This is a genomic window from Pseudomonas sp. GW821-FHT02B10 (genome assembly GCF_059421865.1).
In genome coordinates this window covers 177,413-200,862 of sequence record NZ_JBWKVU010000012.1, presented here as the reverse complement: position 1 = coordinate 200,862, position 23,450 = coordinate 177,413, and the positions used below count along the sequence as shown (strand labels likewise).

Sequence of the window (23,450 nt, the reverse complement as noted above, 5' to 3'; positions counted from 1 at the left end):
CTGAGGCATGGCATGACTGAACCACCGGTGCCGGCACCTGGGCGCCCGCACCGGTCATGACCCCAGCTACAGGGACGGCGCGCTGGCCTGGCTGACCGGCAGCGCCTTGGCGGGCCGCGGGTAGACGAAACACATCGCCAGCGCCGCCACCGCCCCCGGAATGGCAAAGGCCATGAAGTTATAGTGCAGCGGCAGCTCGATACTCACCAAGGCACCGCCCAGCAGCGGCCCGACAATGGCCCCGCTGCGGCCGATCCCCGAGGCCCAGCCAATGCCGGTGGAGCGGATCGTCACCGGATAGAACTGGGCGACGCAGGCGAAGGCCAGGATCTGCGTGCCGATGGTGGTGGCCCCGGCAATCGCGATCAGGGCGTACAGCAACCCGTGCGGGCTCTTGAAGCCAAGCAGGCTGATGGACACCGCGGCCACGATAAAAAACGCCACTAGGACCTTTTGCAGCTTCAGGCGATCGCCGATCCAGCCGCCGCCCACGGCGCCGAAAATCGCCCCGAGGTTCAGCACCAGCAGGAACATCAGGCTCGAGCCCAGGCTGTAACCGGCGCTGGCCATCAGCTTGGGCAGCCAGGAGTTGAGCGCGTAGACCATCAGCAGGCAGCAGAAGAACACCACCCAGAGCATCAGGGTGCTCAGCGCCCGGCCTTCGCGGAACAGCTGCACCACCGGCGCGCCGGCGGTCTTGAGGTTGGCCTTGACGAACGAGTCGCCGGGTTGCGCGACGAAGCCCGGCTCGACCCATTGCAGCACCTGGCGCGCTTCGTCGTCCCGGCCCTGGCGCAGCAGGAAGCCCAGGGATTCGGGCAGGAACCTGAGAATCAGCGGCAGCAGCAACAACGGAATCGCCGCCACATAGAACACCGCCTGCCAGCCGAAATTCGGCAGCAGCACGATGCCCAGGCCGGCGGACAGCGTGCCGCCCACCGAGTAGCCGCTGAGCATGATCGCCACCAGGGTGCTGCGGATTTTCTTCGGCGCGTATTCGTTCATCAGCGCCACCACGTTGGGCATCACCCCGCCGATGCCGAGGCCGGCGATAAAGCGGCAGATGCCGAACTGGGTGGGCGTGGTGGTGAAGCCGTTGAGCAGGGTGAAACCGCTGAACAGCACCACGCAGATGGCGATGACTTTCTTGCAGCCGATGCGCTCCGACAGCGTGCCGAAAAACAGCGCGCCGAACATCATGCCAAACAGCGCATAGCTGCCCAGCGCCCCGGCCTGCAGCGGGCTCAGGCCCCACTCCTGCATCAGCACCGGCAGCACCACGCCGTAGATCACCAGGTCGTAGCCGTCGAAGATGATGATCAGCGCGCACCAGAACAGCACGCGCCAGTGAAAGGCATTGAAGCGTGCCCCGTCGATCAATTGATTGCTGTCTATGTTTCGCATGGCATCTGACTCTTGTTGTTGTTTTATGAGAAACCGGATGTGCGTTTGCGCAGTCCTGTAGGAGCGAGGCTTGCCCGCGATTGGAGCGCTGCGGTGTGCCAGGCCGGACGCCATCGCGGGCAAGCCTCGCTCCTACGGTCAGGGTGCAATTTTCAATGACGCCTGATACTTCAGCCCTGGTCGCCACCGCCCACCGGCATGACCAGGCCGGTGATGTAGGAGGCCTCGTCGGAGGCCAGGAACAGGATCGCCGCGGCCTGCTCGTCGAGGGTGCCGTAGCGTTTCATCAGGGTGCTGTCGACCGTCTGGTCGACGATCTGCCGGTACCAGACCTGTTCCTCGGCGCTCTGCTCGGCGCTGTTGCGCGGAATGCGCCGTGGCGGCGCTTCGGTGCCGCCAGGTGCGGTGGCATTGACCCGCACCCCGCGCCCGGCGGTCTCGAACGCCAGGCAGGCGGTCAGGGCATTCACCCCGCCCTTGGCCGCGCCATAGGGCACGCGGTTGATGCTGCGGGTGGCGATGGACGACACATTGACGATGGCGCCGCTGCCCTGCTCCAGCATGTACGGCAGCGCCGCGTGGCAGCACCACAAGGTAGGGAACAGCGAGCGGCGTACTTCGGCTTCGATCTGCTGCTCTGCATAGTGCTCGAACGGCTTGGCCCAGATGGTGCCGCCGACGTTGTTGACCAGCACGTCGATGCGCCCGAAACGTTCGACGGCCGCGGCCATCGCCCGGCTGCATTCGGCGTACTGCTCAAGGTCGGCGGTCAGCGCCAGCACCTCGAACCTGGGGGCCAGCTCGGCCTGCAACGCGAACACCAGCTCGGAGCGATCCACCAGCACCAGCCGCGCCCCCTCCGCGGCCAGGCGCTCGGCAACCCGCCGGCCAATGCCCTGCGCCGCCCCGGTGACCAGGGCGACTTTTTCCTCGAATCTGCTCATCTCAAAACCTCATGCCAATGTACCGACGCCCCCCCTTCATCTGTAGGAGCGAGGCTTGCCCGCGATCAGCCGACAGGCTGAAAGGTCAGCGTTGCCCCACTATCGCCATCGCGGGCAAGCCTCGCTCCTACATAGGGCGCGGGGGGGCTGTCAGGCCGCGCTGGCGGCGAATTTTTCGTAGTAGAAATTGGCCGGGGCGATGCCCTGCTCGCGAATGAACTGGCTCACCGCCTCGACCATCGGCGGCGGGCCGCACAGGTACACATCCACATCACCGTCGTTCAGGTGCCTGGGCTCGATATGCTGGGTCACGTAGCCCTTGAGCGGGTGGCGACTCTCGGGGTTGGCCACGCAGGCGCTGAAGCTGAAGTTGGGGATGCGCGCGGCGAAGGCTTCCAGGCGATCCATTTCCACCAGGTCGAAATCGTTGGTCACCCCGTAGATCAGGTGCAGCGGATGCTCGCTGCCCTGCTCGGCGATCTTCTCCAGCATCGCGGTGAACGGCGCCAGCCCGGTGCCGCCGGCCAGCAGCAACAGCGGCCGGCGAATATCGCGCAGGTAGAAGCTGCCCAGGGGCCCGGCCAGGCTCATGGGGTCGCCGGCTTTCGCCAGGCCGGTGAGGAAGCTGCTCATCAGGCCGCCCGGCACGTTGCGGATCAGGAAGCTGACCTCGCCGTCGCGCTGCAGCGAGCTGAAGGAATAGGCGCGGGTCTGCTCGCTGCCGGGCACGCCGAGGTTGACGTATTGCCCCGGCAGAAACGCCAGCTTGCTCAGGGCCTCGCCCTTGATCGACAGGGCGATGGTGCTGTCGGACAGCTGGCGTACCGCGCTGATGGTGGCGTCGAAAGTGGCCTGGGCCGTGCGGCAAACCTGCGACGAAGCCGGCACCCGCACCACGCAGTCGCTCAAGGCGCGCATCTGGCAGGTCAGCACGAAGCCCTGCTCGGCTTCAGCCGCTGTCAGCGCGTCGTCGATGTATTCCTCGCCCAGGTCGTAGCGCCCGGCTTCGGCGAAACACTTGCAGGTGCCGCAGGCGCCGTCGCGGCAGTCCAGGGGGATATTGATGCCCTGGCGGTAGGCGGCATCGGCCACGGTTTCGCCGGCGTTGGCGGCGACGAAGCGGGTCACCCCGTCTTCGAAATTGAGTGCGATGTGATGAGTCATGGCGGTCGCCTCAGAGGTGGTAGACATCGACGACCTGACGAACGTAATCGTTCTTCAGGATGACCTTCTTGGCCAGGATCCGCGGGGTCTCGCCGCGCACATCGAGGGTGTAGAAGCTGGTGCCGAAGTAGCTGTCGACGGTCTTGTAGCGAAAGCTCAGGGTGTGCCAGTTGCAGCGCACCTTGCACAGGCCGTCGGCCTGCTCCAGCAGCTCGATGTTGCTCAGGTTGTGCGAGGTGCGGGTGTCGGGAATGCTCGCGCTGGAGCGCTCGGTCTTGATCCGGAACACCCGGTCTTCCAGGCCGCAGCGGCTGCCGTACCAGATCAGCGAGATTTCCCGCTGCGGGTCTTCGGTGAGTTCGTCGTTGTCGTCCCAGGACGGCATCCAGAAGGTCGCGTCGGCGGCATAGAGTTCCAGCCAGCTGTCCCAGTCCTTGTCGTCCAGGTAGCGCGCTTCGCGGTAGAGAAAATCGCGCACGGTGTCATGGGAAATGCTCATCACACAGCCTCCACGGCAATGGTTCGCGCGGCTTCGGCGGCCACCGCCTCGAGCATGGTTTGCTGCCAGTACTTGTGCTGCATCACGAACAGGCCTTCGTCTTCGGTGCGCACGCCGCTGAGGATCGGTTGCAGGTCGATTTCCCGGGCCGCATCGTCCGCGCCCTCGACCCAGTGTTCGGCGCCGCGGGACATGTCGTTCCAGGCGCTGTTGCAGCCCTGATAGCCCATCTGGCAGGAACGGAATTCCTCCAGGTCGTCCGGGGTGGCCATGCCGCTGACGTTGAAGAAGTCCTCGTACTGGCGGATGCGCATGGCCCGGGCTTCGTCGCTTTCGCCCCTGGGCGCGATGCAGTAGATGGTGATCTCGGTGCGGTCCACCGAGATCGGCCGGGCGATGCGGATCTGCGAGCTGAACTGATCCATCAGGTAGACGTTGGGGTACAGGCACAGGTTGCGCGAGTTCTCGATCATCCAGTCGGCGCGAGCCTGGCCGAAGTCCCGGGCCAGCTCATCGCGACGCTCGTAGAGCGGGCGGTCCTCGGGGTTGGACCAGCGGGTCCAGAGCAGCATGTGGCCCTTGTCGAAGGAATAGAAACCGCCGCCCTGCTTGGCCCAGCTGCCGGCGCTCATGGTCTTGATCTCTTCCCCGGCTTCGCGCTGCTTGCGCTGGCTCTGGGTGGCCGCGTAGTTCCAGTGCACCGAGCTTACGTGGTAGCCGTCGGCACCGTTTTCCGCGGTGAGTTTCCAGTTGCCTTCGTAGATGTAGCTCGAGGAACCGCGCAGCACTTCCAGGCCGTCGGCGGACTGGTCGACGATCATGTCGATGATCTTCGCCGACTCGCCCAGGTGCTCCACCAGGGGCAGTACGTCGGGGTTGAGACTGCCGAACAGGAAGCCGCGATAGGACTCGAAGCGCGCGACCCTGGTCAGGTCGTGGGAGCCTTCGCAGTTGAAGCTCGACGGGTAGCCCGCGGCGGCCGGGTCCTTGACCTTGAGCAGCTTGCCGGAGTTGTTGAAGGTCCAGCCGTGGAACGGGCAGGTGTAGGACGACTTGTTGCCGGTCTTGTGCCGGCAGAGCATGGCGCCACGGTGGCTGCAGGCATTGAGGAAGGCATTGAGTTCGCCGTCCTTGTTGCGCGCGATGAACACCGACTGCCGGCCCATGGTGGTGGTGTAGTAGTCATTGTTGTTGGGGATCTGGCTCTCGTGGGCGAGGTACAGCCAGTTGCCCTCGAAGATGTGCTGCATTTCCAGGTCGAACAGCCGGGGGTCGGTGAACATCTCCCGCTTGCAGCGGTAGACGCCCCGGTCACGGTCTTCTTCAAGCAGGGAGTGAAGGTATTCGGGTCGCAGGGTCATGGCCGCCGCCTCCATTGTTTTTATTCAGGCAAGGCTCATGCTAGGGCGGGGTGTGCGGGGGCAATATCCGTTGCGTGCAGACCACTATCCGTTTTCTGCAGAGTTTTGTAGGGCAAGTCCTACATGGGTAGCCGCTGCTGTAGCCGCTGCCGAGCCTGCGAGGCTGCGACCGGGTTGGGCGGCATTCCGACGTAGCGGCCGCCACTCGGGCCTCGCCTGTTTATCCAGGACGATCGCGGTTTCAGGTTTTGCGACTGCTACGCAGCCGATCGCAGCCTCGCGGGCTCGGCAGCGGCTACGAGGAATCGGGGATGACGCGGCGGGCACGGTTTCTGTAGGAGCGGCCGGTCGACGCTCGATTGCCGGCGATGGCAGACGACACGGTGGGTCAGATCCGACGTCATCGCGAGCAAGCTTCGCTCCTACAGAAGCATGGGCGGGTCAATGCCGGCGTCTGAGGGTGTCGGACGGCAGTTCGCCGAACTGTTTGCGGTAGCTTTCCGAGAAGCGTCCCAGGTGCAGGAAACCGAAGTCCATGGCCAGTTCGGTGATGTTGCGCACATTGCAGCCGGGGTCGCGCAGGCAGGCGTGGATCCGCTCGAGTTTCTTCTGGCGGATGTAGCGCATGGGCGTGGTGCGGGCGTTGCGCTCGAACAGCGCATAGAGCGAACGCAGGCTCATCTGCGCCTGTTGCGCCAGCTCTTCGCAACCGATGTCCTGCTTGAGGTTGCGCTCGATGTAATCGGCGATGGCCTCGAAGGTCGCCGACGACGAGCCCAGGCCCACCCGCCGGATGTTGGTCTTCATCAGGCTGAGCATCTTGCTCGCGACGATCTGCGCGTAATGCTCCTGCACCCGGGGGATGCATTCGGCGGCTTCGGCTTCGCGGCAGACCACGTTCAGCAGGTTGATAAAACCTTCCAGCTCATCCAGCTGGTAGCGGTTGCCCACAAAGCGCACGCCCTGCCCCGGATACAGCCAGCGCTGCTCATCGCACACCGACTCCAGCAGGCGGGTGGGCACCTTGATGATGAATTTCTCGCAATCGTCGGAGTAGGTCAGGTCCACCGGATCGTCAGGGTTGATCAGCAGCAGCTCGCCGGGGGCGAAGTAATGCTCCTGGCGATGGCCGCGCCACAGGCAGTGGCCACGCAGCAACACTTGCAGGTGGTAGATGGTTTCCAGCGCCGGCGAGGTGACGCGCACGCTGCCGCCGTAGCTGATCGAGCACAGGTCGAGGCTGGCGAACTGCCGATGATTGAGGCTGGCCTGGGGGCTGCCGGCCTTGGGCAAACGGATGCAGTGGCTGCCCACATGCTGGTTGACATAGCCGGACACAGCGTAGGGATCGGCCTGGGCGAATACCCGGCTGCGCTCACTCAACAGATGGGTTTCCATAAGCGGGTCACTCCCCGTTTTTGTTATTGGGATTGTTATTGCCGGGCGGTGATCGTTCGCCACCGCTGGCCCATCACGCAAGACTTCGACCACGGCTCACAACGGCAAAAACCACGGGATCACTCACGTTATCCCGTGGCCCCGAATCGGGATCTGCCGCGCTGTCAGTCCTCCAGCGCTCGCACCCGCTCCAGGCGTTGCTGCTCTTCGGGCTGGGCCGACGACTGCAGGGTGAAGTCGAAGTCGATCTCGGCGAAACGCCCGCTGACCCCGTATTGCGCCGCACGCTGCTGATCGTCGCTGAAGGTGATCTTGGCGATCAGTTCGTCACGGGTGGCGTAGGCGAAATCGTCGTGCAGGTATTCGTCGCCATCGAGGTTGATCTGGGTGGTCAGGTGACGGTGGTCGTCAGCCGAGATGAAGAAGTGGATATGCGCCGGACGCTGGCCGTGGCGGCCCAACTGGTCGAGCAACTGCTGGGTCGGACCGTCCGGTGGGCAGCCGTAGCCCGACGGCACGATGCTGCGAAAACGGTAGCGGCCTTCGGCATCGGTGACGATGCGCCGACGCAGGTTGAACTCGGACTGGGTGGTGTCGAAGTAGGAATAGGTGCCGCCGGTGTTGGCGTGCCAGACATCGACAATGGCCCCGGCCAGCGGTTCGCCGGCGGTGTTGCGCACCTGGCCCTGCATGAACAGCACCACGCCCGGATCGACGCCATCGTCGAGGCGCGCTTGACCCTGGCTCAGCGGCGCGCCAGCCACGTACAGCGGGCCTTCGATGGTGCGCGGGGTGCCGCCGGTCTTGCCGGCCTGTTCGTCGGCGGCGTCCATCAGCAGGTCCAGGTAGTGCTCCAGGCCCAGGCCGGCCGCCAGCAGTCCGGCCTCCTGGCGCGCACCGAGCACGTTGAGGTAGTTGACCGCCTTCCAGAACTCTTCCGGGGTCACGTCGAGGTCTTCGATGATGTTCACCGTGTCACGCAGGATGCGGTACACCAGGGCCTTGGTGCGTGGGTTGCCCTGGTCGTTGAGCTGGCCGCTGACTTCTTCGAGAAATTTCTGGGCGCTGGCAGTGTGGGAAATTCGGACGTTCATGGTTATTCCTCATCTTGTATTTATTAGAGTGTGGAGCGGGCTCAGCGGTCATCCGCATGAATGGACGAAGGATGCCTGCACAGCGCGTTCACTTCGATAGCCATGTACGGGTACAGCGGCAGTTGCATCAGCAGGTCGTGCAGTTCCTGCACGCTGTCGACGTCGAACACGCTGTAGTTGGCATACAGGCCGGCGATGCGCCACAGGTGCCGCCACTTGCCCTGCTCCTGCAGGCGCTGGGCCAGGGCCTTTTCGTCGGCCTTGAGCTGGGCGGCGCGCTCGGGGTTCATGTCGACCGGCAGGTTCACGGTCATTTTGACGTGGAACAGCATGGTGCTCTCCTTAAGACGTGATGAATGGCAGTTCAGGCTTGGTCGCGGCGGAAGAACGCCAGGCGCTCCTCGTCCAGGCTCAGGCCGAGGCCCGGCGCCCGGGATACGTGCAGCTGGAAATCGCGGTACAGCGGCGGCTCGGCGAGGATGTCCTCGGTCAGCAGCAGCGGGCCGAACAGTTCGGTGTCCCAGCTCAAGGTATTGAGGGTCAGGAAGGCATGGGCCGACGCCAGGGTGCCGATACCGCCTTCGAGCATGGTGCCGCCGTACAGGCCGATGCCCGCCGCCTCGGCGATCACCGCGGTGCGCAGTACCGCGCGCGGGCCGCCGTTCTTGGCGATCTTCAGGGCGAACACCGAGGCCGCGCCTTCGCGGGCCAGGTTGAAGGCGTCCTCCACACACTCGATGGATTCGTCGGCCATGATCGGCGCCGGGCTGATGGCGTTCAGGCGCACCATGCCGGCGCGGTTGTTGCGCGAGATCGGCTGTTCGATCAGGTCGATGCCGTTGCCGCCCAGCACTCGGCAGGCACGCACCGCCACCGCTTCGTCCCAGGCCTGGTTGACGTCGACCCGCACACTGGCGCGGTCGCCCAGGGCCTTCTTGATCGCGATCACGTGGGCCAGGTCGCGGTCCACCTCGCCGGCGCCGATCTTCAGCTTGAAGATGCGGTGGCGGCGCAGGTCGAGCATCTTTTGCGCTTCGGCAATGTCCTTGGCGGTGTCGCCGCTGGCCAGGGTCCAGGCCACCGGCAAGGCGTCGCGCACCCGGCCGCCGAGCAGTTCGCTGACCGGCAGCCCCAGGCGTTTGCCCTGGGCGTCGAGCAAGGCGCTTTCGATGCCGGACTTGGCGAAGGTGTTGCCGCGGATGCTGCGCTCCAAGCGCTGCATGGCGGCATTGATATTGGCGCCGTCCTGGCCGAGCAGCAGCGGCGTGAAGAAGCGGTCGATATTGGTCTTGATGCTGTCCGGGCTTTCATTGCCATAGGCCAGGCCGCCGATGGTGGTGGCCTCGCCCAGGCCTTCGATGCCGTCGGCGCAGCGCAGGCGGATCAGCACCAGGGTCTGGTTCTGCATGGTGTGCATCGCCAGCTTGTGCGGGCGGATGGTGGGCAGATCGACAATGATCGTTTCGATCGATTCAATGGCACTTGAAAGCATTTCCATACCCATCAGGTTCTTGAAGTTATGGAACCGATTCTCGTACGGCTTTTTCCAGGGTTCCAATATAGAATTGGTCTGGCTCGATACCTTGAAGGTATCCAACCTTTGCCCGCGGAGGCCTTATGGAACTGCGTCATCTGCGTTACTTCCAGGTGCTGGGCCAGACCCTCAACTTCACCAAGGCCGCCGAGCGCCTGCACATCGCCCAGCCGCCCCTGAGCCGGCAGATCCAGCAACTGGAAGAGGAACTCGGGGTGTTGCTGCTGGAGCGCGGCCGGCCGTTGCGCCTGACCGAAGCCGGGCGCTTTTTCTATGAGCATTCCAGCGTGCTGCTGGAGCAACTGGCCAAGGTCTGCGACAACACCCGGCGCATCGGCCACGGCGAAAAGACCTGGCTCGGCATCGGCTTTGCCCCCTCGACCCTGTACGGCCTGCTGCCGGAACTGATCCGCCGCCTGCGCAGCCACGAGACCCTGGCCCTGGAACTGGGGCTGTCGGAAATGACCACCCTGCAACAGGTGGAAGCGCTCAAGGCCGGGCGCATCGATATCGGCTTCGGGCGGATCCGCATCGACGACCCAGCCATCGTGCAGAAGGTGCAGACCGAGGATCGCCTGGTGGCCGCCCTGCCCGCCGGCCATCCGCTGATCGGCCAGCCGGTGAGCCTCGCGCAACTGGCCGACGAGCCATTCGTGCTCTACCCCGGCAACCCGCGCCCGAGCTACGCCGACCATGTGATCGCGCTGTTCAACACCCACGGCCTGAACATCCGCATCGTGCAGTGGACCAACGAACTGCAGACCGCCATCGGCCTGGTGGGCGCCGGCATCGGCATCACCCTGGTGCCGGCCTCGGTGCAATTGCTGCACCGCGACGACATCGGCTTCAGCCCGCTGCTGGAAGCCAATGCCACCTCGCCGATCATCATCAGCCGGCGGGTCGGCGATGTGTCGGCGGGGCTCAGCCACTGCTTGCGCATGATCGACGAATTGCGCGCCGAACACCCCGACACCTGACTCCTCGCGCGCAGCCGACTCACGGTTGCGCCCACCTCCCCTTACCGCAAAAAAGCGCACCTGCAGAAAAGGGATACGGGTCTGCACGCAGCGGATAGCGCCCGCCCCACACCCGCCCCTAGCCTGCCGGGCAGTGAACTGCTTTCCATAACAATAAGAGTAAAAGCAATGAAACCTGCAAAGACCCTCGCCACGCTAGGCGCCAGCGCGGTGTGCCTGAGCGCGCCCCAGCCGCTGCTGGCCGCAGAAGGCGGTTTTATCAAGGACGCCACCGCCACCCTCCAGGCCCGCAACTACTTCTTCAGCCGCGACTATTCGGATATCCGCGGCACCGAGCAGTCCATGGCCCAGGAATGGGCCCAGGGTTTTATCCTCAACTTCAAGTCCGGCTACACCCCCGGCACCCTCGGCGTGGGCCTGGATGCCATCGGCACCCTGGGGCTCAAGCTCGACAGCGGCAAGGGCCGGGTCAACAGCGGCCTGCTGCCGGTACAGGAGGATGGCGAAGCCGCCGACAACTACAGCCGCCTCGGCCTGGCGCTGAAACTGCGCCTGGCAAAAAGCGAACTGCGCATCGGCGAACTGCAACCCAATCTGCCGGTACTCAGCTTCAGCGACATCCGCCTGCTGCCGCCGTCCTACCAGGGCGCGAGCATCGTCTCCAACGACATCGACGGCCTGACCCTGCAAGGCGGCCGCCTGCACTCCACCAGCCTGCGCAACGAATCCGGCGACGGCAAACTGCAAGCCATGCTCGGCCACGTACCGAAACGCGCAGTCAGCAGCGACGCCTTCAACTACGCCGGCGCCGACTACGCCTTCAACGACAAACGCAGCAGCGTCAGCGCCTGGTACGGCCAGCTGGAAGACATCTACCACCAGCGCTTCCTCGGCCTGAAACACAGCCAGTCGCTGGGCAACTGGATACTCGGCGCCAACCTCGGCTACTACGACAGCGAAGAAGACGGCAAACAGCTGCTCGGCGCCATCGACAACCAGGCCTTCTTCTCCCTGCTGTCGGCCAAGCGCGGTGGCCACACCTTTTACGTCGGCTACCAAGGCATGTTCGGCGACAGCGCCTTTCCCCGGGTCTTCGCCAACATCACCCCGCTGGGCAACGAAGTGCCGACCTACGAGTTCGCCTACACCGACGAACGCTCCTGGCAACTGCGCTACGACTACGACTTCGCCGCCCGCGGCCTGCCCGGCCTGACCAGCACCGTGCGTTACATCCGCGGCGACAACGTCGACACCGGCAAGGGTTATGAAGGCAAGGACTGGGAGCGCGACCTGGATATCGGTTACGTGATCCAGTCCGGCCCGTTGGGCGGGCTGGGGATCAAGGTGCGCAATGTGCTGGCGCGCTCGAATTATCGGACCGATATCAATGAGAACCGGTTGTTGCTGAGTTATAGCTGGAAGTTGTTTTAAGGCTGGGTGGCGAGCGCGATATGGGATATCGCGCTCGGCCAGCTCTTTACCCATCATTGTGTAATGTACGGGTCCTGCGTCTTGATAAAATCGTCGAACGCCTTGGAGTTATAGATATCGAGGCAGGCATAGAACACGACTTTCTTATCCGTATATTTGCTACTGACTTGGGTTTTCTCATACCTGGAAAATACAAAATTCGTCGTTGCATCATAAGGATTATGCAGAGTCTCCAGGGTATCTTCATTCTGAAGAATGGTGTGCATACCACTCCCCATGAAGGAATAGGCGCCAATAGCCGACTCTATATCGCTCTTCACATCGGACTCATTTTTGAACTGATTAACGATGCAATAGCCAAGGCCGTAATTCTTCAACGACTGCCGGGCCGCTGTAATATTGCCCCCAGCATAGGCAACACTCCCCATGTTGCCGGCAATCAACAGCCATACCGCTAAAATCCGTTTCATCCTTTCAGTTCCTAATAGTTGCTCTTCCAGTGATGCCAAGAATCATGTGCAATCCAAAGTAGTAGCTACCTCATGAATTATTAATTCCAGTTAAAAGTCGATCAGAATAATTCAAAGACCATCGGAGACATCGCCTTAACTGGTATCTGCTACCAGCAAACTCTTGGTATAACGCTGTACCCAAGCGGCGATGGAACCTGAGCCGGGTCCGATACGCCTTAACAGCTAGCAAAAACCTGGAATATTACTTCAAAAATAAGGACGCTCCCCATGATCGACTTCAACAACAAAGGCTTCTTCAAGCTCAAGCAAAACGACGAATACGCCGAGCGGGTCAGCGACCTGTTGCTGGAAGGCGAGCAGGTGATCGACGCCTATAAGGCCATGCGCGACGGCGTGGTGTTTACCAACAAGCGCATTATCGCGGTCAATGTGCAGGGCATCACCGGCAGCAAAAAGGACTTCACCTCCCTGCCCTACAAAAACATCGTCGCCTACTCGGTGGAAACCTCCGGGACCTTCGACCTGGACTCCGAACTGGAGATCTACTTTTCATCGCTGGGCCAGGTGAAGTTCGAATTCACCGGCAAGACTTCGATGGTGGAAATCTCGAAGCACATTTCCAGGCACCTGCTGGGCTAAGGCGCTCCGTTATCAATCGGCACTCAGCCCCCACAGCACCTCCAGCACATGCTGGGTCGAGCGCTCCACCTCTCCGTCCCGATGGGCAATGCCCAGCTGGCGCCACAGCGGCGGCTGCAACGGGCGCATGGCGATCCGGGTGTCGGGCAGCGGCGTGGCGGCTTCGTGGGGCAGCAAGGTGGCGCCATAACCGGCGGCCACCAGGCTCTTGATGGCATCGTTGTAGTTGAGCTGGATGCGCGCCGTGGGTTGCTGGCCGCCCAGGGCGAACCATTCCGAAGTCAGGCGCGACAACCGGGTGCTGTGGTCGTTGAGGATCAGCGGTTGGGCGGCCAGCCATTGCGGCGTCACCGGATCGGGGCATTGCCAGCGGGCCGGCAGGAAAGCCATGACCGGGTCCTTGCGCCAGGGCTCGATACGCAAGCCCTTGACCGGGGTTTGCGGCAGGGCCACCAGGCCGATATCCAGCGAACCTTCGGCGAGCTTCTTCAAACTCTCCTGGGAGGTCAGCACCGCCACCTGCAGGTCGATGCCCGGATGGCGCTGGCCGAGGGTTTCCAGGGCCTGGGGCAGCAACTGGGCGATGGCGCCGGTGGATGCCCCGAGGCGCACCCGCCCGGCCAGGCCCAGCACCTGGCGCTGCACATCCTCCAGCGCCTGCTCGGCATCGGCCAACAGCCGCCGCGCCCGTTCCACCAGGGTTTCGCCAATGGCCGACGGCTGCACCCGACCCCGGGTGCGCGACAACAGCGAGCCGCCCACCCGCGCCTCCAGGTCGGCGATATGCAGGCTGACCGTGGGCGGCGCCAGGTTCAGCGCGCGGGCCGCTTCGGCAAAGGACCCCAGGTCGACAATCGCCACCAGGGTGCGCAACCGGTCGAGGCTGATCTCACGCATGGCCTGCTCCAGATTCAGAAAAACTGAAGCTTAGCGTTATTAAATTCAACTTTCTCTATTTCAGCTGCGGCCGGAAGATTTGCCCAACTCTTCCTTCTTGCGAGCACACAGCATGAGCACACCCCTCGTATTTATCGACGGCGACCAGGGCACCACCGGGTTGCAGATCCACCAGCGCCTGCAGGGCCGCAGCGACCTGCACCTGCTGACCCTCGCCGCCGACCAGCGCAAAGACCCGCAACGCCGCGCCGAAGCCATCAACGCCTGCGACATCGCCCTGCTCTGCCTGCCCGACGATGCCGCCCGCGATGCCGTCGCCAGTATTCGCAACCCGGCCGTGCGAGTCATCGACGCCAGCTCGGCGCACCGCACCCACCCCCACTGGACCTACGGCTTTGCGCAAATGCACCCGCAACAGGCACAACGCATCGCCACTTCCAAACGGGTGAGCAACCCCGGCTGCTACCCCACTGGCGCCATCGGCCTGCTGCGCCCCTTACTGCAAGCCGGGCTGCTGCCGAAGGACTACCCGATCAGCATCAACGCCATCTCCGGTTACTCCGGCGGCGGCCGCGCCGCGGTCGAAGCCCATGAAGGGCCGAATGCGTCCCAAGCCGCCCCTTTCCAGGTCTATGGCCTGGGCCTGGCCCACAAGCATGTGCCGGAGATCCAGCAACACAGTGGCCTGAGCGAACGGCCGCTGTTCGTCCCGGCTTACGGTGCCTTTCGCCAGGGCATTGTGCTGACCATTCCTCTACAGCTGCGCCTGCTCGCTCCAGGCGTGGATGCCACGCGCATTCATGCCTGCCTGGAACAGCACTACGTCGGCAGCGGTTGTGTGCAGGTGATGTCGCTTCGGCAGGCACAAGAACTCACGGGCCTTGACCCGCAGGTGCTGAACGATACGGACGCTATGCGCTTGATGGTGTTCGAGGGTGAGGGGCAGGTGCTGCTGGCGGCGGTGTTCGACAACCTGGGCAAAGGCGCGGCAGGGGCGGCAGTGGAGAATCTGGATTTGATGCTGGCCGCGCTGGGCTGAAGGGACTGCCTGCGCATTGCAACGGGTCAGATACAGCCTGGCTGGGTGCAACCCTTTGGCAACTGAGAGAAAGCCCCACCCGACCGGGCAGGGCTTTCAACGTGCTAGCGATCCTCCTGAGGCCCCGCCGAAAAGGCTAGCGAACCCAGCGCCGCCCTGGCCTCCCGGCGCGACGCTCAAGCCTTCGCCTTGGTCATTTGTCGTCCCTCTTCGTCGCCGACGGCGAAGGGTATTCGCTGGTCTCTTCAGCATTGGGCGCTTCAGGCAGGCTTCCCGGCGTGAACATATGGGTCTGCAAGTCGCTGGCATCGATGCCGGCGACGCCGTGTACCCCACGGGTCAGGCTAACAGCCTGCTCACACTGTTTATGCGTGTTGAGCCGACCGCTCAAGGTCACCATGCCTGCATGGGTTTTGACATGGATAGGCAAACCACGGGTCGATTCGGCAAAGGTCAATGCCGACCTCACCTTGGTGGTGACCCATGCATCGTGAACGGCCATTTCCAGACCATGGGAGTAATGCTGGAAGGAATGAAGTTTCATGGCGGGTCCCTCTCGTGTCATCAGTTGGGCGTCCCGTCCCATTGGTTGGACTGCCCTCTGCCGGACGGATGAGCTTGCGGGGTAACCGATAGGCGCAGCGGTACTCGCCGGGCAGATGGGGTGCTTGTTAATTATAGTTCGGCGGTTGGCGGGGCTTGGTCCGCGGGGGCTCTGGTCGTCCGATGGCCCTTTTGTGAATGGTGGTTTTCGGCGAACTTGCCATCCGATGGGAGCCGGTGACGCAGCAAGCATTGTTTCAATTGCAATGAAACATTTCTCGTTACTGCTCAAGCAGCAAACTGCGCCAGATGATCGTCGGCTTTTCTGCAGGCGCGACTTTCGGTGGCAACGGCTCCTGTATGGGTATGTTGGGCGGCGGCTCTGGTTCAGGCGCGGGAGCCTGATACTGGGTGGCATCTACGTTTTCTACCGACATGTTTTGTAGTGCGCTATTTGATTGTGACGGTGACTTTGCCTTTTGACCTGCCCTGCTCGACGTACCGCAACGCCTCTGCAATCGATTCAAAAGGGATCGCCCTGTTCACCCTCCAGCCCCAAGCAAGCATCACCCTCTACCTGACTAACTCTCAGCATCGCCTTTCGGTCCGCTGGCGATCAGGCTGGCGCCACAGGCGGTTTTCATTCCATGGAGCGCCACGGGAACACCGCCGACATCCAGCAAGGCACTGCCCTCGGCAATAGGAAACACACCTTTGCATAGAGGGCAGGTGACCTTGTGCCCGACCCCGGCCATGGGTTTGCCGTTCAGGTCGGTCTGGTTGAACGCTTCAATCACGGTTCCCCCGTGACTGGTGGAATCGCCGAGTCGGATGATGTCCATATCTGCTCCTTTTCCGTTGTACTCACAAAAACTCCTCCCTCCTTGGGCCTTGCGCCCTCCGAAGGATAAATATTCAAGAGCCTGCTGTATTACCGTCACGCGAAGACACCGGGCGCAGGCGGACGGAGCTGATGATGGTGTCCCAAAACGCCAGTGCTTCTTTGTCTGATTTGAATGGCGGCGCTGGCAGCTTGCCGTTGCTGTCGGGGCTACGTTGAAGCACGCCGAGCGCGGCGGAGATATTGGGTTCGGTGATCGAGCCATCCTTGCCCTGGGCTTCCCAGGCAAAGGTATAGATACGCTGCCCCTTATCAGTACTGGCCAACAGGTATTCGTCGGCCGGAACCGGTCCACCACGCGCCCTTTTGCGCAGGGTCTCGATCCCCAGCACCATCCTGGCGGCACCTGCGAGGAAACCACTCACCCGATCCAGCAGACGGTTCTCTTCTGCTCCGGTGCTGGAGGTGAATTCGAAGTGGGCGCCGGGATGATCCGGGAAAGTCACGCCGATATCGAAACGTTCGCTCTGGAAACTGTTGCCTGCGATATAGGCACGATCAATGCAAAATCCGGGCTCGGAAGGAACTTCATTAGGCTCACGGGAGCGAAGACTACGGGCTAGAAGGGTAGAAAGCTCTATGGCGCGAGGCTCTCTATCTGCCGACACATTTCCTTTCCATCTATAAGCACGCCATGTTGGGTGAGAAACAACGTAGGTATCTAGAAGATATACCTTAGAAGCGACTTCCGAAGACCAAGATAACAATCCAGATGCACCTGCACCAAAATCCAACCGGCGAAGAAACATACTGCCCTTCGAGTCATGTTGTTGGCTTTTTAATTCCTGCTCACTCTGATTGATTTTGGTGGCCAAGGCCGCAGGCGTTTCGTCGAGAGCCTCAATATTGTCACCCCACAGGTAGTAACCCGCTCTGACTTCCGCTTGGGGCGGCAAATCGATCAGGTATCTGCCAAAGCAATGGGTGATCCATCCGCTCTTGTCCATGACTGGGTCCCGAGAAGAAGAAAATAATGTGCAACTGGTTATCCCGGTCAGGGCAACGATGCCAAGAACAGTGAGGAACTGATGGGCACGCATCATGAATCTTCTAACTGCTGGAGGACTTCGACAATCGATGGCAAATCTCGGTGAAACCGGCCGTTATCCCTGCGGTCCTTATCATCTCGAATGATGTTCACGTCTAGTCCTTTTCCGCTGTACCACCCGACACTTCTGCCTCGGCAGGCTTTATGCCCGCCGAAGGAAAAGTGTCGGCTGTGAAGAGTGATGATCCAGAGAGAGAAGTACCCTCTGCCCCAACGCGTACTGATGCCGACAAAGCTCCTACAACTCATCCATCCAGTTGTTGTTCGGCTTCAGGTCGGCCAGGAATCTCTCGATGGCGTAATCGTCATCCACGGCCTTCGTATTCCCCGTTGGGGCAGTTGGAGCGGGGCTGCCTGCGTTACTGCCACGCGGCGCAGAAGACACCGGGCGCAAGCGGATAGAGCCAATGATGGTGTCCCACAATTCCAGCGCTTCTTTGTCTGACTTGAATGGGGGCGCAGGTAGTTTGCCGCTGCTGTCAGGGCTACGCTCGAGTACGCCAAGGGCAGCTGAGATATTTGGCTCGGTGATAGAGCCGTCTTTGCCTTGAGCTTCCCAGGCGAACGTATAGATGCGCTGCCCCTTGTCGGTGCCAGCCAACAGGTATTCGTCAGCGGGAACCGGACCGCCCCGCTCCCTTTTACGCAGGGTCTCGATACCCGTAACAGCCCTGGCGGCACCTGCTAGGAAACCTCCCACACGATCCAGCAGGCGGTTCTCTTCTGCGCCGGTGCTGGAACTGAATTCGAAATGAGCACCGGGATGATCCGGGAAAGTCACGCCAATATCGAAACGTTCGCTCTGGAAGTGATTGCCTGCGATATAGCCACGATCAATGCAAAACCCCGGCTCGGTGGGAATTTCACTGGGTTCGCGAGAGCGAAGATCGCGTACCAGGTTCTTCGCGACCTCAATGCCACGAGGCTCGCGATCTGGCTCCATCTCAATCCTCCAGTAATAAGGCTGCCACACAGGTTCTGAAACAGCATAGGCGTACAGGTAATACGACTCGATGCTGGCATCGGAAGCCCAAGACAGTATCCCGGTTGAGCCTTTGCCCAGATCATACCGGCGCACAAACATGCTTCCCTTCGTATCATGCTGCTGCCGTTTAAGCTCCTGCTCATGCTGATCGATCCTGGACGTGAATGCAGCGAGATCGTCCTTTAGTGGCTCAATAACCTGCCCACGCAAGTAATACCCCGCTCTGACTTCCGCTTGGGGCGGCAAATCAATCAGGAATCTGCCGAAGCAATGGGTGATCCATCCGGTCTTGTCCATGGAAGAGTTCCGAGAAGAGGAGAATGATGTGCAACTGGTGATACTGGTCAAGGCGACCATGCCAAGAACAGCGAAGAACTGACGCCGGCGCATCATGAACCTCCTGCCCAGTCAGCATGCTGGGCAATCTTGATAACGCCATAGAGAGTGGCCCATTGGGCACGTTTGTCGTTGTAGCTTTTTTGATGTTCGTAGCCTTTGTCGGTGTTGTACTGCCCGACGCCCTTGCCGCCCTGGCGGAAGCTGGCCTTGATGCCGGCTTTGCCGGGGGCCAGTCCGGAGTCGGTCGGAACGGTCCCGTCCCCGCCGCTGCCGAATGACTCCTGGGACATTGCGGACCGTAAAGGGCCCTCAACAACCGAAGGCAGACCTCGGCGAAACCAGCCGTTGTAACTGCCATTCTCATCATCCTTGACGGTAGAACCGGATGACTCCAGGGAAGTTGAATCGCCTTGCCAGATCATGTCCCGCCAACTGTGCCTGTCAGGGGAGTCGTCGGCGCCATAATGAGCGTAGGTTTCGGGGTAATACCCAGCCGCCGCAAGTTCACGATGAAATTTGGCTACAGAGTCAATCAGCCTTTTGAAAACTACTCGTGGTCCCATCACGTCAGCATTACTGAGGCCATCCGACATATTGAGGTACTTAGTATTCTGCTCCGGCACCAACCCATACCAGGCTGAACTCTTATAGATCTCCTCATAAGGGTCGCGCTGCTGAGGATAAGCACGAGGCGTTCCATCGATGTCCTTCATGACCTGCCCCTGTGCATCGCACAGGAACAGCCAAGGGCGCCCTTCCCGGTACTCCGCGGAGGGGGTCAGTTCCAACGCGCCGGGCGAGTTGGCCACTACCGCCGTGACTTCACCGGCGTTGGCGCCGAGGACAACCTGGGGCACCCCTTCGTAGCCACAGCGCACATGGTGATAGATGGCCGATGAGCCAAGCGCGGGCAGCACACCATGGACCACGCCCAGCACCCGCTTGTAGCCATGCAGTTGAGTCAGCGATCGGGCCACCAGGCCACCCATCGAGTGAGTGACCACAATGACCTTGGTCCGCGCCAGTTGCTCAGGGTCGACCCCGCCCTTCTCGCGATAGAAAGGCAATACCGTGTTCTCGATATAGTCGCGCACGTCCTGGCCGGATTGACGGTTGGATTGCAGCCAGTTGTAGCCTGCGCACCAGACATCGAACTGATACTTGCCCGCCGCGCTCAGCTCGTCGCTGCTAAGGGGGGCGGCATTGCCCAACTCTTCGCCATAGTCGGCAGGCGGGCGCAGGCTTTCAGCTTTCCACCATCCCTGAAGCTCGCGTTGTTTGACGATATGATCCAGCCGGTTTTCCAGCAGCGCCATGATCGGGTTATAGGAGGTGCGCATGACCTTGCCCCAACCGCGCATCCGTGCGGCCTCCTCGCTCAGCCCCGATGCGCCGGGATCGACCGTTCCACGATCATCGACCTCGACATCATCGGCCTTGAGCAACTCCTGTCGTCTTTTCGGCCCCCGGAAACCCCAGACAAACAATGCTCCCAGGGCACCCGCGATATCGCCAAGGCTGAACGACGCGTTGGGCGGACTCCAGACACTGTTCAAGGTCTTCTTGTTGCGCAGGTTGGTCCCCATGATGCCGGGAATGAAAATCACCGGAATGGTGACCTGCTGCTTCACAAGTAACACCTTGTCGCGCTGATCCTCAGTGCGGGTGAGCTGACTGGTGTAGATGGGACGGCCCAGGTTGTCGCGCGCACGCGGGACTATCACTTCCTGGGTATTCGCTTCGCTGCTCATGTGGTGGACTCCCTGGCACCCTTGATACTGGCTCCCTTGGCCAAAACACGTATTTGAACCCGATCCATGGCCAGGTCCTGTTGCCTCGGCAAACGACCCTGAGCGTCGGTAGTGAGCTTAAGCGGGGCTCCGTCGCCACGCAGCAGCTCTACAGCCGTATTGGCCAGGGGCTCCAAGGTGTTTTCGTCACGCAGGACAAAGGCATCGTCAAACGGCGTGGAGTCCCAGGTGTTGAAGGTGGTCGAGGCGTGTGCCGGTCCGACGTGACTGTGCTTGGCCGCCTTGACAATGAAGTTGCCCGGCATTCCCAGCTCGATGTTGCCGCCCTTGAGGGTGAGGTAGGCGCCACCACACATCAGGGTGATGTGCTCCTTCGCGGCAATCAGCACGTGCTGATTGCTTGCACTGACCTCTACGCTCTGGTCCGCCTCCAGGCGGATGGTGTTCTTCTGCGCCTGCAGCAACATTGGCCCCTGGTGAGCGATATGGCGCATCTCCCCGCCTTGGGCGAACAGCCCGAGGTCGGTGCCGGCGTTGACCACGAACTTCTGGCCTGAAGTCAGTTGCTGGTTCTGCTGGGCCACGCTGTCGATATGCTCCCCGGCCGCCAGCGTGACGCTGTTGGGAGAGGCGGCAGCGATACCCGCCTGGCCGCTCAGGGCGATGGCCGGTATGCCACCGTTGGTTTTGCCCGACTCATCGTTGGCGCCATGCCCCAGATCGCGAACCGCTTCACTGAGGGCTTTCTGAGGATCGGTGTCGTGGTCGATGCCCTGGTGATCGGCGGCATAGTCTCCCAGGCCCTTGGCCAGTTGCAGCGCAGCCTCCAGCACTTGAACGACGGTGTCACGGTCAAGGTGGCCACCGCCGGCATTCAACTGTTCTTCGGTGCTGAGCAACAGCCCCTTGGCTGCGCGCAACGCACCATGCTCGTCGGTGCGCAGCTCGAAACCTTCACCCCGTGGCGCACCACCGTCGGGGCGCGGGTGGGTCAGGTACCCCAGGTGCAGCGCGGTGCTGCCGTGATCGCTCATCAGGGCCGCGCTGATTTGCTTGGTGGTGTCATCGATGCGTAGTTCGTTGGCACGGCTGCCTTTGTATTCCTTGCTCTTGATGGTGCTGAGGATCTTGTGATTGGGCAGTGGGTACGGCGGCATGTTGCTCGCACGGTAGGTGCGGCCGGTGATGATCGGCTGGTCGCAGTCGCCATCGAGATAATCGACTATGACTTCCTGGCCGATACGCGGGATCGCCATATGGCCCCAGTCAGCACCGGCCCAGTTCTGCGAGACCCGGACCCAGCAGGAACTGAATTCGTTGCTCCGGCCCTCCCGGTCCCAGGGGAACTGGACCTTGACCCGGCCAAACTCGTCGGTGTGGATCTCCTCGCCTTCCGGGCCCACCACGCTGGCGATCTGCGGCCCGTCGATACGGGGCTTGGGCAGGGGTGCTGGGCGCCATTCCAGTTCTTCGGGAATGATCTCGGCGGTGAAGTCGTAGCTCACGCCCATTTCGGCGTCGGCGGACTCTTCCTGCTGGCTGGCGTGCTGCACGCCTCGGTGGGTAATGCGAACCGAGCGCCACCAGCGGTTGAAGTCTTGCCGAGGGTGGCCCGTCAACTGGAAGGAAAGACCCGGGATCAAACGCGGATCGTCACCTTCGACCAGGGCGCCCTGGGCGTCCCGACGGTGGCCACGCAGGCGGTTTTCAGTGAAGGGTTTGCCGGCCGCGCTGGCCTTGTAGCGCCCTGGATAATCGTAGCGTTCATAGTGCCGGGCCTGGTGTTGCAGCTCTTCGCCGACAAGACGCTGTTGCTGGTCGAAAGCCGGACGCTTGAAGGTGTAGTCGCGCTGGGTCTGTTCGGCCGTGCGGACGTTTTCCGTGTAGCTGAACGCATACAGCACCGGTCGCGTGGCATCTGCAGCCGGCTGTGCGCTGTACAGCACCGGATCACCCTGGATGCGCTTCTGAACGTAGAGTTTGTCGCTCTGGATCAGCGTGTGGGAGGTCGCGTCGGATTTGAAGTAGTAGAACAGGCCTTCTTCGGTGGAAAGCCTGTCGAACCAATAAAGGTCGGTGTCCCCGGCCTGGACACAATATTCGCGGGGCAGGTGCTCGGTATGAGTGCTCTGCTGATAATCCAGGATGCCGTGCTCGGCCAATACCGACTTGAGTATTTCGGGCACGTTTTTCTGCTGGAAGATCCGCCAGTCGGAACTCAGGGCCAGTCGGGCCAGCTGTGGCTCGACCACGACACGGTAACGTGTGCGGCGGAACCCGGTTTTGCCCTGGGTGAAGCGGGAGACCATGCCATGCACATGACGGACAGCCGTGGTGCCTTGCCAGATGGTCAGCAACGCCGGCTGATCGAGGACCTGGGCAAAATCGATGGCGGGGTTGTCGCTGGCCAGTTCGAGCGTCAGCCGATAAGGCTCGCAAATGGCTTCTTCCAGGGTGAACTCTACGACCTCGAACTCCATCCGGCCGGACAGCACGGAGAAGGTGAATCTCAAATCCCTTTGACGCATATGACTCATCCTTGGTCAACGTATTGAGGCGCCCGGTGTATGAACTTGGCATCCAATACCAAGCGTCAACCGCACCTTGTAATACCTGGACTGATACCTGGCTCCGCCCCGGAAATGACTGAACAATCCAGCACTGTTCATCTGCCCAGGCAGCACATCAGGGCAGCAGCCTATTTGTAAAAATGCACGAGGGTCAACTCCGCACTCACACCGCTTGCATGTTCTCGACGCCTGATCCGATGGGCCTGTGGCCGCCACATCAGGCGTCCAAATCAGGCTTGCCACCATACCCAAAGAGACGAAGGTATAGGGGTAGGAATTATCCAAAATTGCCGTAAGGAAAACCTGATCCTGATCAGATCAAATGCACTTGAGTAGCCAGAGAAAGGACAGGTTGTCGACACCTATCAAGAGGTGGATATCCCCGTCCTGCCCCAATGAGCCCAGGCAATCTCCACCCCGCGAACAGTCACTGCACCTTCCCCTCGGACAAAAAAACGC

Annotated in this window: 21 protein-coding genes; 4 read left to right on the top strand and 17 right to left on the bottom strand. The window is 61.7% G+C overall.

Annotated elements, in window-relative coordinates; translation table 11 throughout:
- Window positions 1-66: 66 nt before the first annotated feature.
- The 9 genes from AC07VU_RS23770 to AC07VU_RS23730 form a co-directional block, all read right to left on the bottom strand.
- Window positions 67-1,404 (bottom strand): MFS transporter, encoded by a 1,338-nt coding sequence (locus AC07VU_RS23770; RefSeq protein WP_274304119.1) that lies wholly within the window; start codon window positions 1,402-1,404, stop codon window positions 67-69.
- A 170-nt stretch (window positions 1,405-1,574) separates the two neighbouring features.
- Window positions 1,575-2,348: a 1,6-dihydroxycyclohexa-2,4-diene-1-carboxylate dehydrogenase gene (locus AC07VU_RS23765; protein ID WP_495030589.1), complete on the bottom strand. Its 774-nt coding sequence runs from the start codon at window positions 2,346-2,348 to the stop codon at window positions 1,575-1,577.
- A 150-nt stretch (window positions 2,349-2,498) separates the two neighbouring features.
- Window positions 2,499-3,512 (bottom strand): benzoate 1,2-dioxygenase electron transfer component BenC, encoded by a 1,014-nt coding sequence (gene benC / locus AC07VU_RS23760; protein WP_007922864.1) that lies wholly within the window; start codon window positions 3,510-3,512, stop codon window positions 2,499-2,501.
- Window positions 3,513-3,522: 10 nt separating this feature from the next.
- Window positions 3,523-4,011 carry a benzoate 1,2-dioxygenase small subunit gene (benB, locus tag AC07VU_RS23755; protein ID WP_009044730.1) on the bottom strand — a complete coding sequence of 163 codons (489 nt, stop codon included), beginning with the start codon at window positions 4,009-4,011 and terminating at the stop codon, window positions 3,523-3,525.
- Window positions 4,011-5,372 carry a benzoate 1,2-dioxygenase large subunit gene (gene benA / locus AC07VU_RS23750; protein WP_053262097.1) on the bottom strand — a complete coding sequence of 454 codons (1,362 nt, stop codon included), beginning with the start codon at window positions 5,370-5,372 and terminating at the stop codon, window positions 4,011-4,013. The genes benB and benA overlap by 1 nt, the downstream gene beginning before the upstream one ends.
- A gap of 441 nt (window positions 5,373-5,813) precedes the next feature.
- A complete protein-coding gene (locus tag AC07VU_RS23745; RefSeq protein ID WP_277589263.1) occupies window positions 5,814-6,770 on the bottom strand; it encodes an AraC family transcriptional regulator in 957 nt (318 codons plus the stop codon).
- Between the two features lie 164 nt (window positions 6,771-6,934).
- Complete coding sequence (catA, locus tag AC07VU_RS23740) at window positions 6,935-7,864, bottom strand: catechol 1,2-dioxygenase (protein WP_274304122.1); 930 nt, start codon at window positions 7,862-7,864, stop codon at window positions 6,935-6,937.
- 41 nt (window positions 7,865-7,905) lie between these two features.
- Window positions 7,906-8,196, bottom strand: coding sequence for a muconolactone Delta-isomerase (catC, locus tag AC07VU_RS23735; RefSeq protein WP_009044734.1), 291 nt, complete (start codon window positions 8,194-8,196; stop codon window positions 7,906-7,908).
- 32 nt (window positions 8,197-8,228) lie between these two features.
- On the bottom strand, window positions 8,229-9,356 hold the full coding sequence (locus AC07VU_RS23730; RefSeq protein ID WP_495030603.1) for a muconate cycloisomerase family protein: 1,128 nt from the start codon (window positions 9,354-9,356) through the stop codon (window positions 8,229-8,231).
- Between the two features lie 125 nt (window positions 9,357-9,481).
- Between AC07VU_RS23730 and AC07VU_RS23725 the strand changes: the two genes are divergently transcribed.
- Entirely contained in the window at window positions 9,482-10,375 is an 894-nt protein-coding gene (locus tag AC07VU_RS23725) for a LysR family transcriptional regulator (protein WP_150052324.1), read from the top strand.
- A 168-nt stretch (window positions 10,376-10,543) separates the two neighbouring features.
- Window positions 10,544-11,806, top strand: a complete 1,263-nt coding sequence (locus AC07VU_RS23720; RefSeq protein ID WP_277589264.1) for an OprD family porin — start codon at window positions 10,544-10,546, stop codon at window positions 11,804-11,806.
- 53 nt (window positions 11,807-11,859) lie between these two features.
- On the opposite strand, the gene AC07VU_RS23715 is transcribed toward AC07VU_RS23720, so the two are convergent.
- Window positions 11,860-12,276, bottom strand: coding sequence for a T6SS amidase immunity protein Tai4 family protein (locus tag AC07VU_RS23715; protein ID WP_277589265.1), 417 nt, complete (start codon window positions 12,274-12,276; stop codon window positions 11,860-11,862).
- A gap of 270 nt (window positions 12,277-12,546) precedes the next feature.
- On the opposite strand from AC07VU_RS23715, the gene AC07VU_RS23710 reads away from it, so the two are divergent.
- Complete coding sequence (locus AC07VU_RS23710) at window positions 12,547-12,918, top strand: PH domain-containing protein (protein ID WP_009044741.1); 372 nt, start codon at window positions 12,547-12,549, stop codon at window positions 12,916-12,918.
- 12 nt (window positions 12,919-12,930) lie between these two features.
- Here the strand turns inward: AC07VU_RS23710 and AC07VU_RS23705 are convergent, their stop codons facing one another.
- A complete protein-coding gene (locus tag AC07VU_RS23705; RefSeq protein WP_009044742.1) occupies window positions 12,931-13,815 on the bottom strand; it encodes a LysR family transcriptional regulator in 885 nt (294 codons plus the stop codon).
- Between the two features lie 112 nt (window positions 13,816-13,927).
- Between AC07VU_RS23705 and argC the strand changes: the two genes are divergently transcribed.
- The gene (gene argC / locus AC07VU_RS23700) at window positions 13,928-14,854 is read left to right on the top strand and encodes an N-acetyl-gamma-glutamyl-phosphate reductase (RefSeq protein WP_277589266.1); all 927 of its coding nucleotides are present in this window, start codon (window positions 13,928-13,930) and stop codon (window positions 14,852-14,854) included.
- Window positions 14,855-15,047: 193 nt separating this feature from the next.
- Here the strand turns inward: argC and AC07VU_RS23695 are convergent, their stop codons facing one another.
- The 6 genes from AC07VU_RS23695 to AC07VU_RS23670 all read right to left on the bottom strand — a co-directional run bounded on the left by AC07VU_RS23695 (window position 15,048) and on the right by AC07VU_RS23670 (window position 22,949).
- Window positions 15,048-15,398: a BON domain-containing protein gene (locus tag AC07VU_RS23695; protein ID WP_062825222.1), complete on the bottom strand. Its 351-nt coding sequence runs from the start codon at window positions 15,396-15,398 to the stop codon at window positions 15,048-15,050.
- Window positions 15,399-15,978: 580 nt separating this feature from the next.
- Window positions 15,979-16,239 carry a PAAR domain-containing protein gene (locus AC07VU_RS23690; protein ID WP_150052334.1) on the bottom strand — a complete coding sequence of 87 codons (261 nt, stop codon included), beginning with the start codon at window positions 16,237-16,239 and terminating at the stop codon, window positions 15,979-15,981.
- A 73-nt stretch (window positions 16,240-16,312) separates the two neighbouring features.
- Window positions 16,313-17,341: a T6SS immunity protein Tli4 family protein gene (locus tag AC07VU_RS23685; protein WP_495030588.1), complete on the bottom strand. Its 1,029-nt coding sequence runs from the start codon at window positions 17,339-17,341 to the stop codon at window positions 16,313-16,315.
- A gap of 243 nt (window positions 17,342-17,584) precedes the next feature.
- The gene (locus AC07VU_RS23680) at window positions 17,585-18,724 is read right to left on the bottom strand and encodes a T6SS immunity protein Tli4 family protein (RefSeq protein WP_495030587.1); all 1,140 of its coding nucleotides are present in this window, start codon (window positions 18,722-18,724) and stop codon (window positions 17,585-17,587) included.
- On the bottom strand, window positions 18,721-20,421 hold the full coding sequence (locus AC07VU_RS23675; RefSeq protein WP_495030586.1) for an esterase/lipase family protein: 1,701 nt from the start codon (window positions 20,419-20,421) through the stop codon (window positions 18,721-18,723). The genes AC07VU_RS23680 and AC07VU_RS23675 overlap by 4 nt, the downstream gene beginning before the upstream one ends.
- Window positions 20,418-22,949, bottom strand: a complete 2,532-nt coding sequence (locus tag AC07VU_RS23670; RefSeq protein WP_495030585.1) for a type VI secretion system Vgr family protein — start codon at window positions 22,947-22,949, stop codon at window positions 20,418-20,420. Before AC07VU_RS23670 ends, AC07VU_RS23675 begins: the two co-directional genes overlap by 4 nt.
- Between the last annotated feature and the right edge of the window lie 501 nt (window positions 22,950-23,450).

Excerpts from the sequence above, each read along its gene's own strand:
- AC07VU_RS23770 (WP_274304119.1), bottom strand. The coding sequence starts at position 1,404 with ATGCGAAACATAGACAGCAATCAATTGATCGACGGGGCACGCTTCAAT.
- AC07VU_RS23765 (WP_495030589.1), bottom strand. The coding sequence starts at position 2,348 with ATGAGCAGATTCGAGGAAAAAGTCGCCCTGGTCACCGGGGCGGCGCAG.
- benC (WP_007922864.1), bottom strand. The coding sequence starts at position 3,512 with ATGACTCATCACATCGCACTCAATTTCGAAGACGGGGTGACCCGCTTC.
- benB (WP_009044730.1), bottom strand. The coding sequence starts at position 4,011 with ATGAGCATTTCCCATGACACCGTGCGCGATTTTCTCTACCGCGAAGCG.
- benA (WP_053262097.1), bottom strand. The coding sequence starts at position 5,372 with ATGACCCTGCGACCCGAATACCTTCACTCCCTGCTTGAAGAAGACCGT.
- AC07VU_RS23745 (WP_277589263.1), bottom strand. The coding sequence starts at position 6,770 with ATGGAAACCCATCTGTTGAGTGAGCGCAGCCGGGTATTCGCCCAGGCC.
- catA (WP_274304122.1), bottom strand. The coding sequence starts at position 7,864 with ATGAACGTCCGAATTTCCCACACTGCCAGCGCCCAGAAATTTCTCGAA.
- catC (WP_009044734.1), bottom strand. The coding sequence starts at position 8,196 with ATGCTGTTCCACGTCAAAATGACCGTGAACCTGCCGGTCGACATGAAC.
- AC07VU_RS23730 (WP_495030603.1), bottom strand. The coding sequence starts at position 9,356 with ATGCTTTCAAGTGCCATTGAATCGATCGAAACGATCATTGTCGATCTG.
- AC07VU_RS23725 (WP_150052324.1), top strand. The coding sequence starts at position 9,482 with ATGGAACTGCGTCATCTGCGTTACTTCCAGGTGCTGGGCCAGACCCTC.
- AC07VU_RS23720 (WP_277589264.1), top strand. The coding sequence starts at position 10,544 with ATGAAACCTGCAAAGACCCTCGCCACGCTAGGCGCCAGCGCGGTGTGC.
- AC07VU_RS23715 (WP_277589265.1), bottom strand. The coding sequence starts at position 12,276 with ATGAAACGGATTTTAGCGGTATGGCTGTTGATTGCCGGCAACATGGGG.
- AC07VU_RS23710 (WP_009044741.1), top strand. The coding sequence starts at position 12,547 with ATGATCGACTTCAACAACAAAGGCTTCTTCAAGCTCAAGCAAAACGAC.
- AC07VU_RS23705 (WP_009044742.1), bottom strand. The coding sequence starts at position 13,815 with ATGCGTGAGATCAGCCTCGACCGGTTGCGCACCCTGGTGGCGATTGTC.
- argC (WP_277589266.1), top strand. The coding sequence starts at position 13,928 with ATGAGCACACCCCTCGTATTTATCGACGGCGACCAGGGCACCACCGGG.
- AC07VU_RS23695 (WP_062825222.1), bottom strand. The coding sequence starts at position 15,398 with ATGAAACTTCATTCCTTCCAGCATTACTCCCATGGTCTGGAAATGGCC.
- AC07VU_RS23690 (WP_150052334.1), bottom strand. The coding sequence starts at position 16,239 with ATGGACATCATCCGACTCGGCGATTCCACCAGTCACGGGGGAACCGTG.
- AC07VU_RS23685 (WP_495030588.1), bottom strand. The coding sequence starts at position 17,341 with ATGATGCGTGCCCATCAGTTCCTCACTGTTCTTGGCATCGTTGCCCTG.
- AC07VU_RS23680 (WP_495030587.1), bottom strand. The coding sequence starts at position 18,724 with ATGATGCGCCGGCGTCAGTTCTTCGCTGTTCTTGGCATGGTCGCCTTG.
- AC07VU_RS23675 (WP_495030586.1), bottom strand. The coding sequence starts at position 20,421 with ATGAGCAGCGAAGCGAATACCCAGGAAGTGATAGTCCCGCGTGCGCGC.
- AC07VU_RS23670 (WP_495030585.1), bottom strand. The coding sequence starts at position 22,949 with ATGCGTCAAAGGGATTTGAGATTCACCTTCTCCGTGCTGTCCGGCCGG.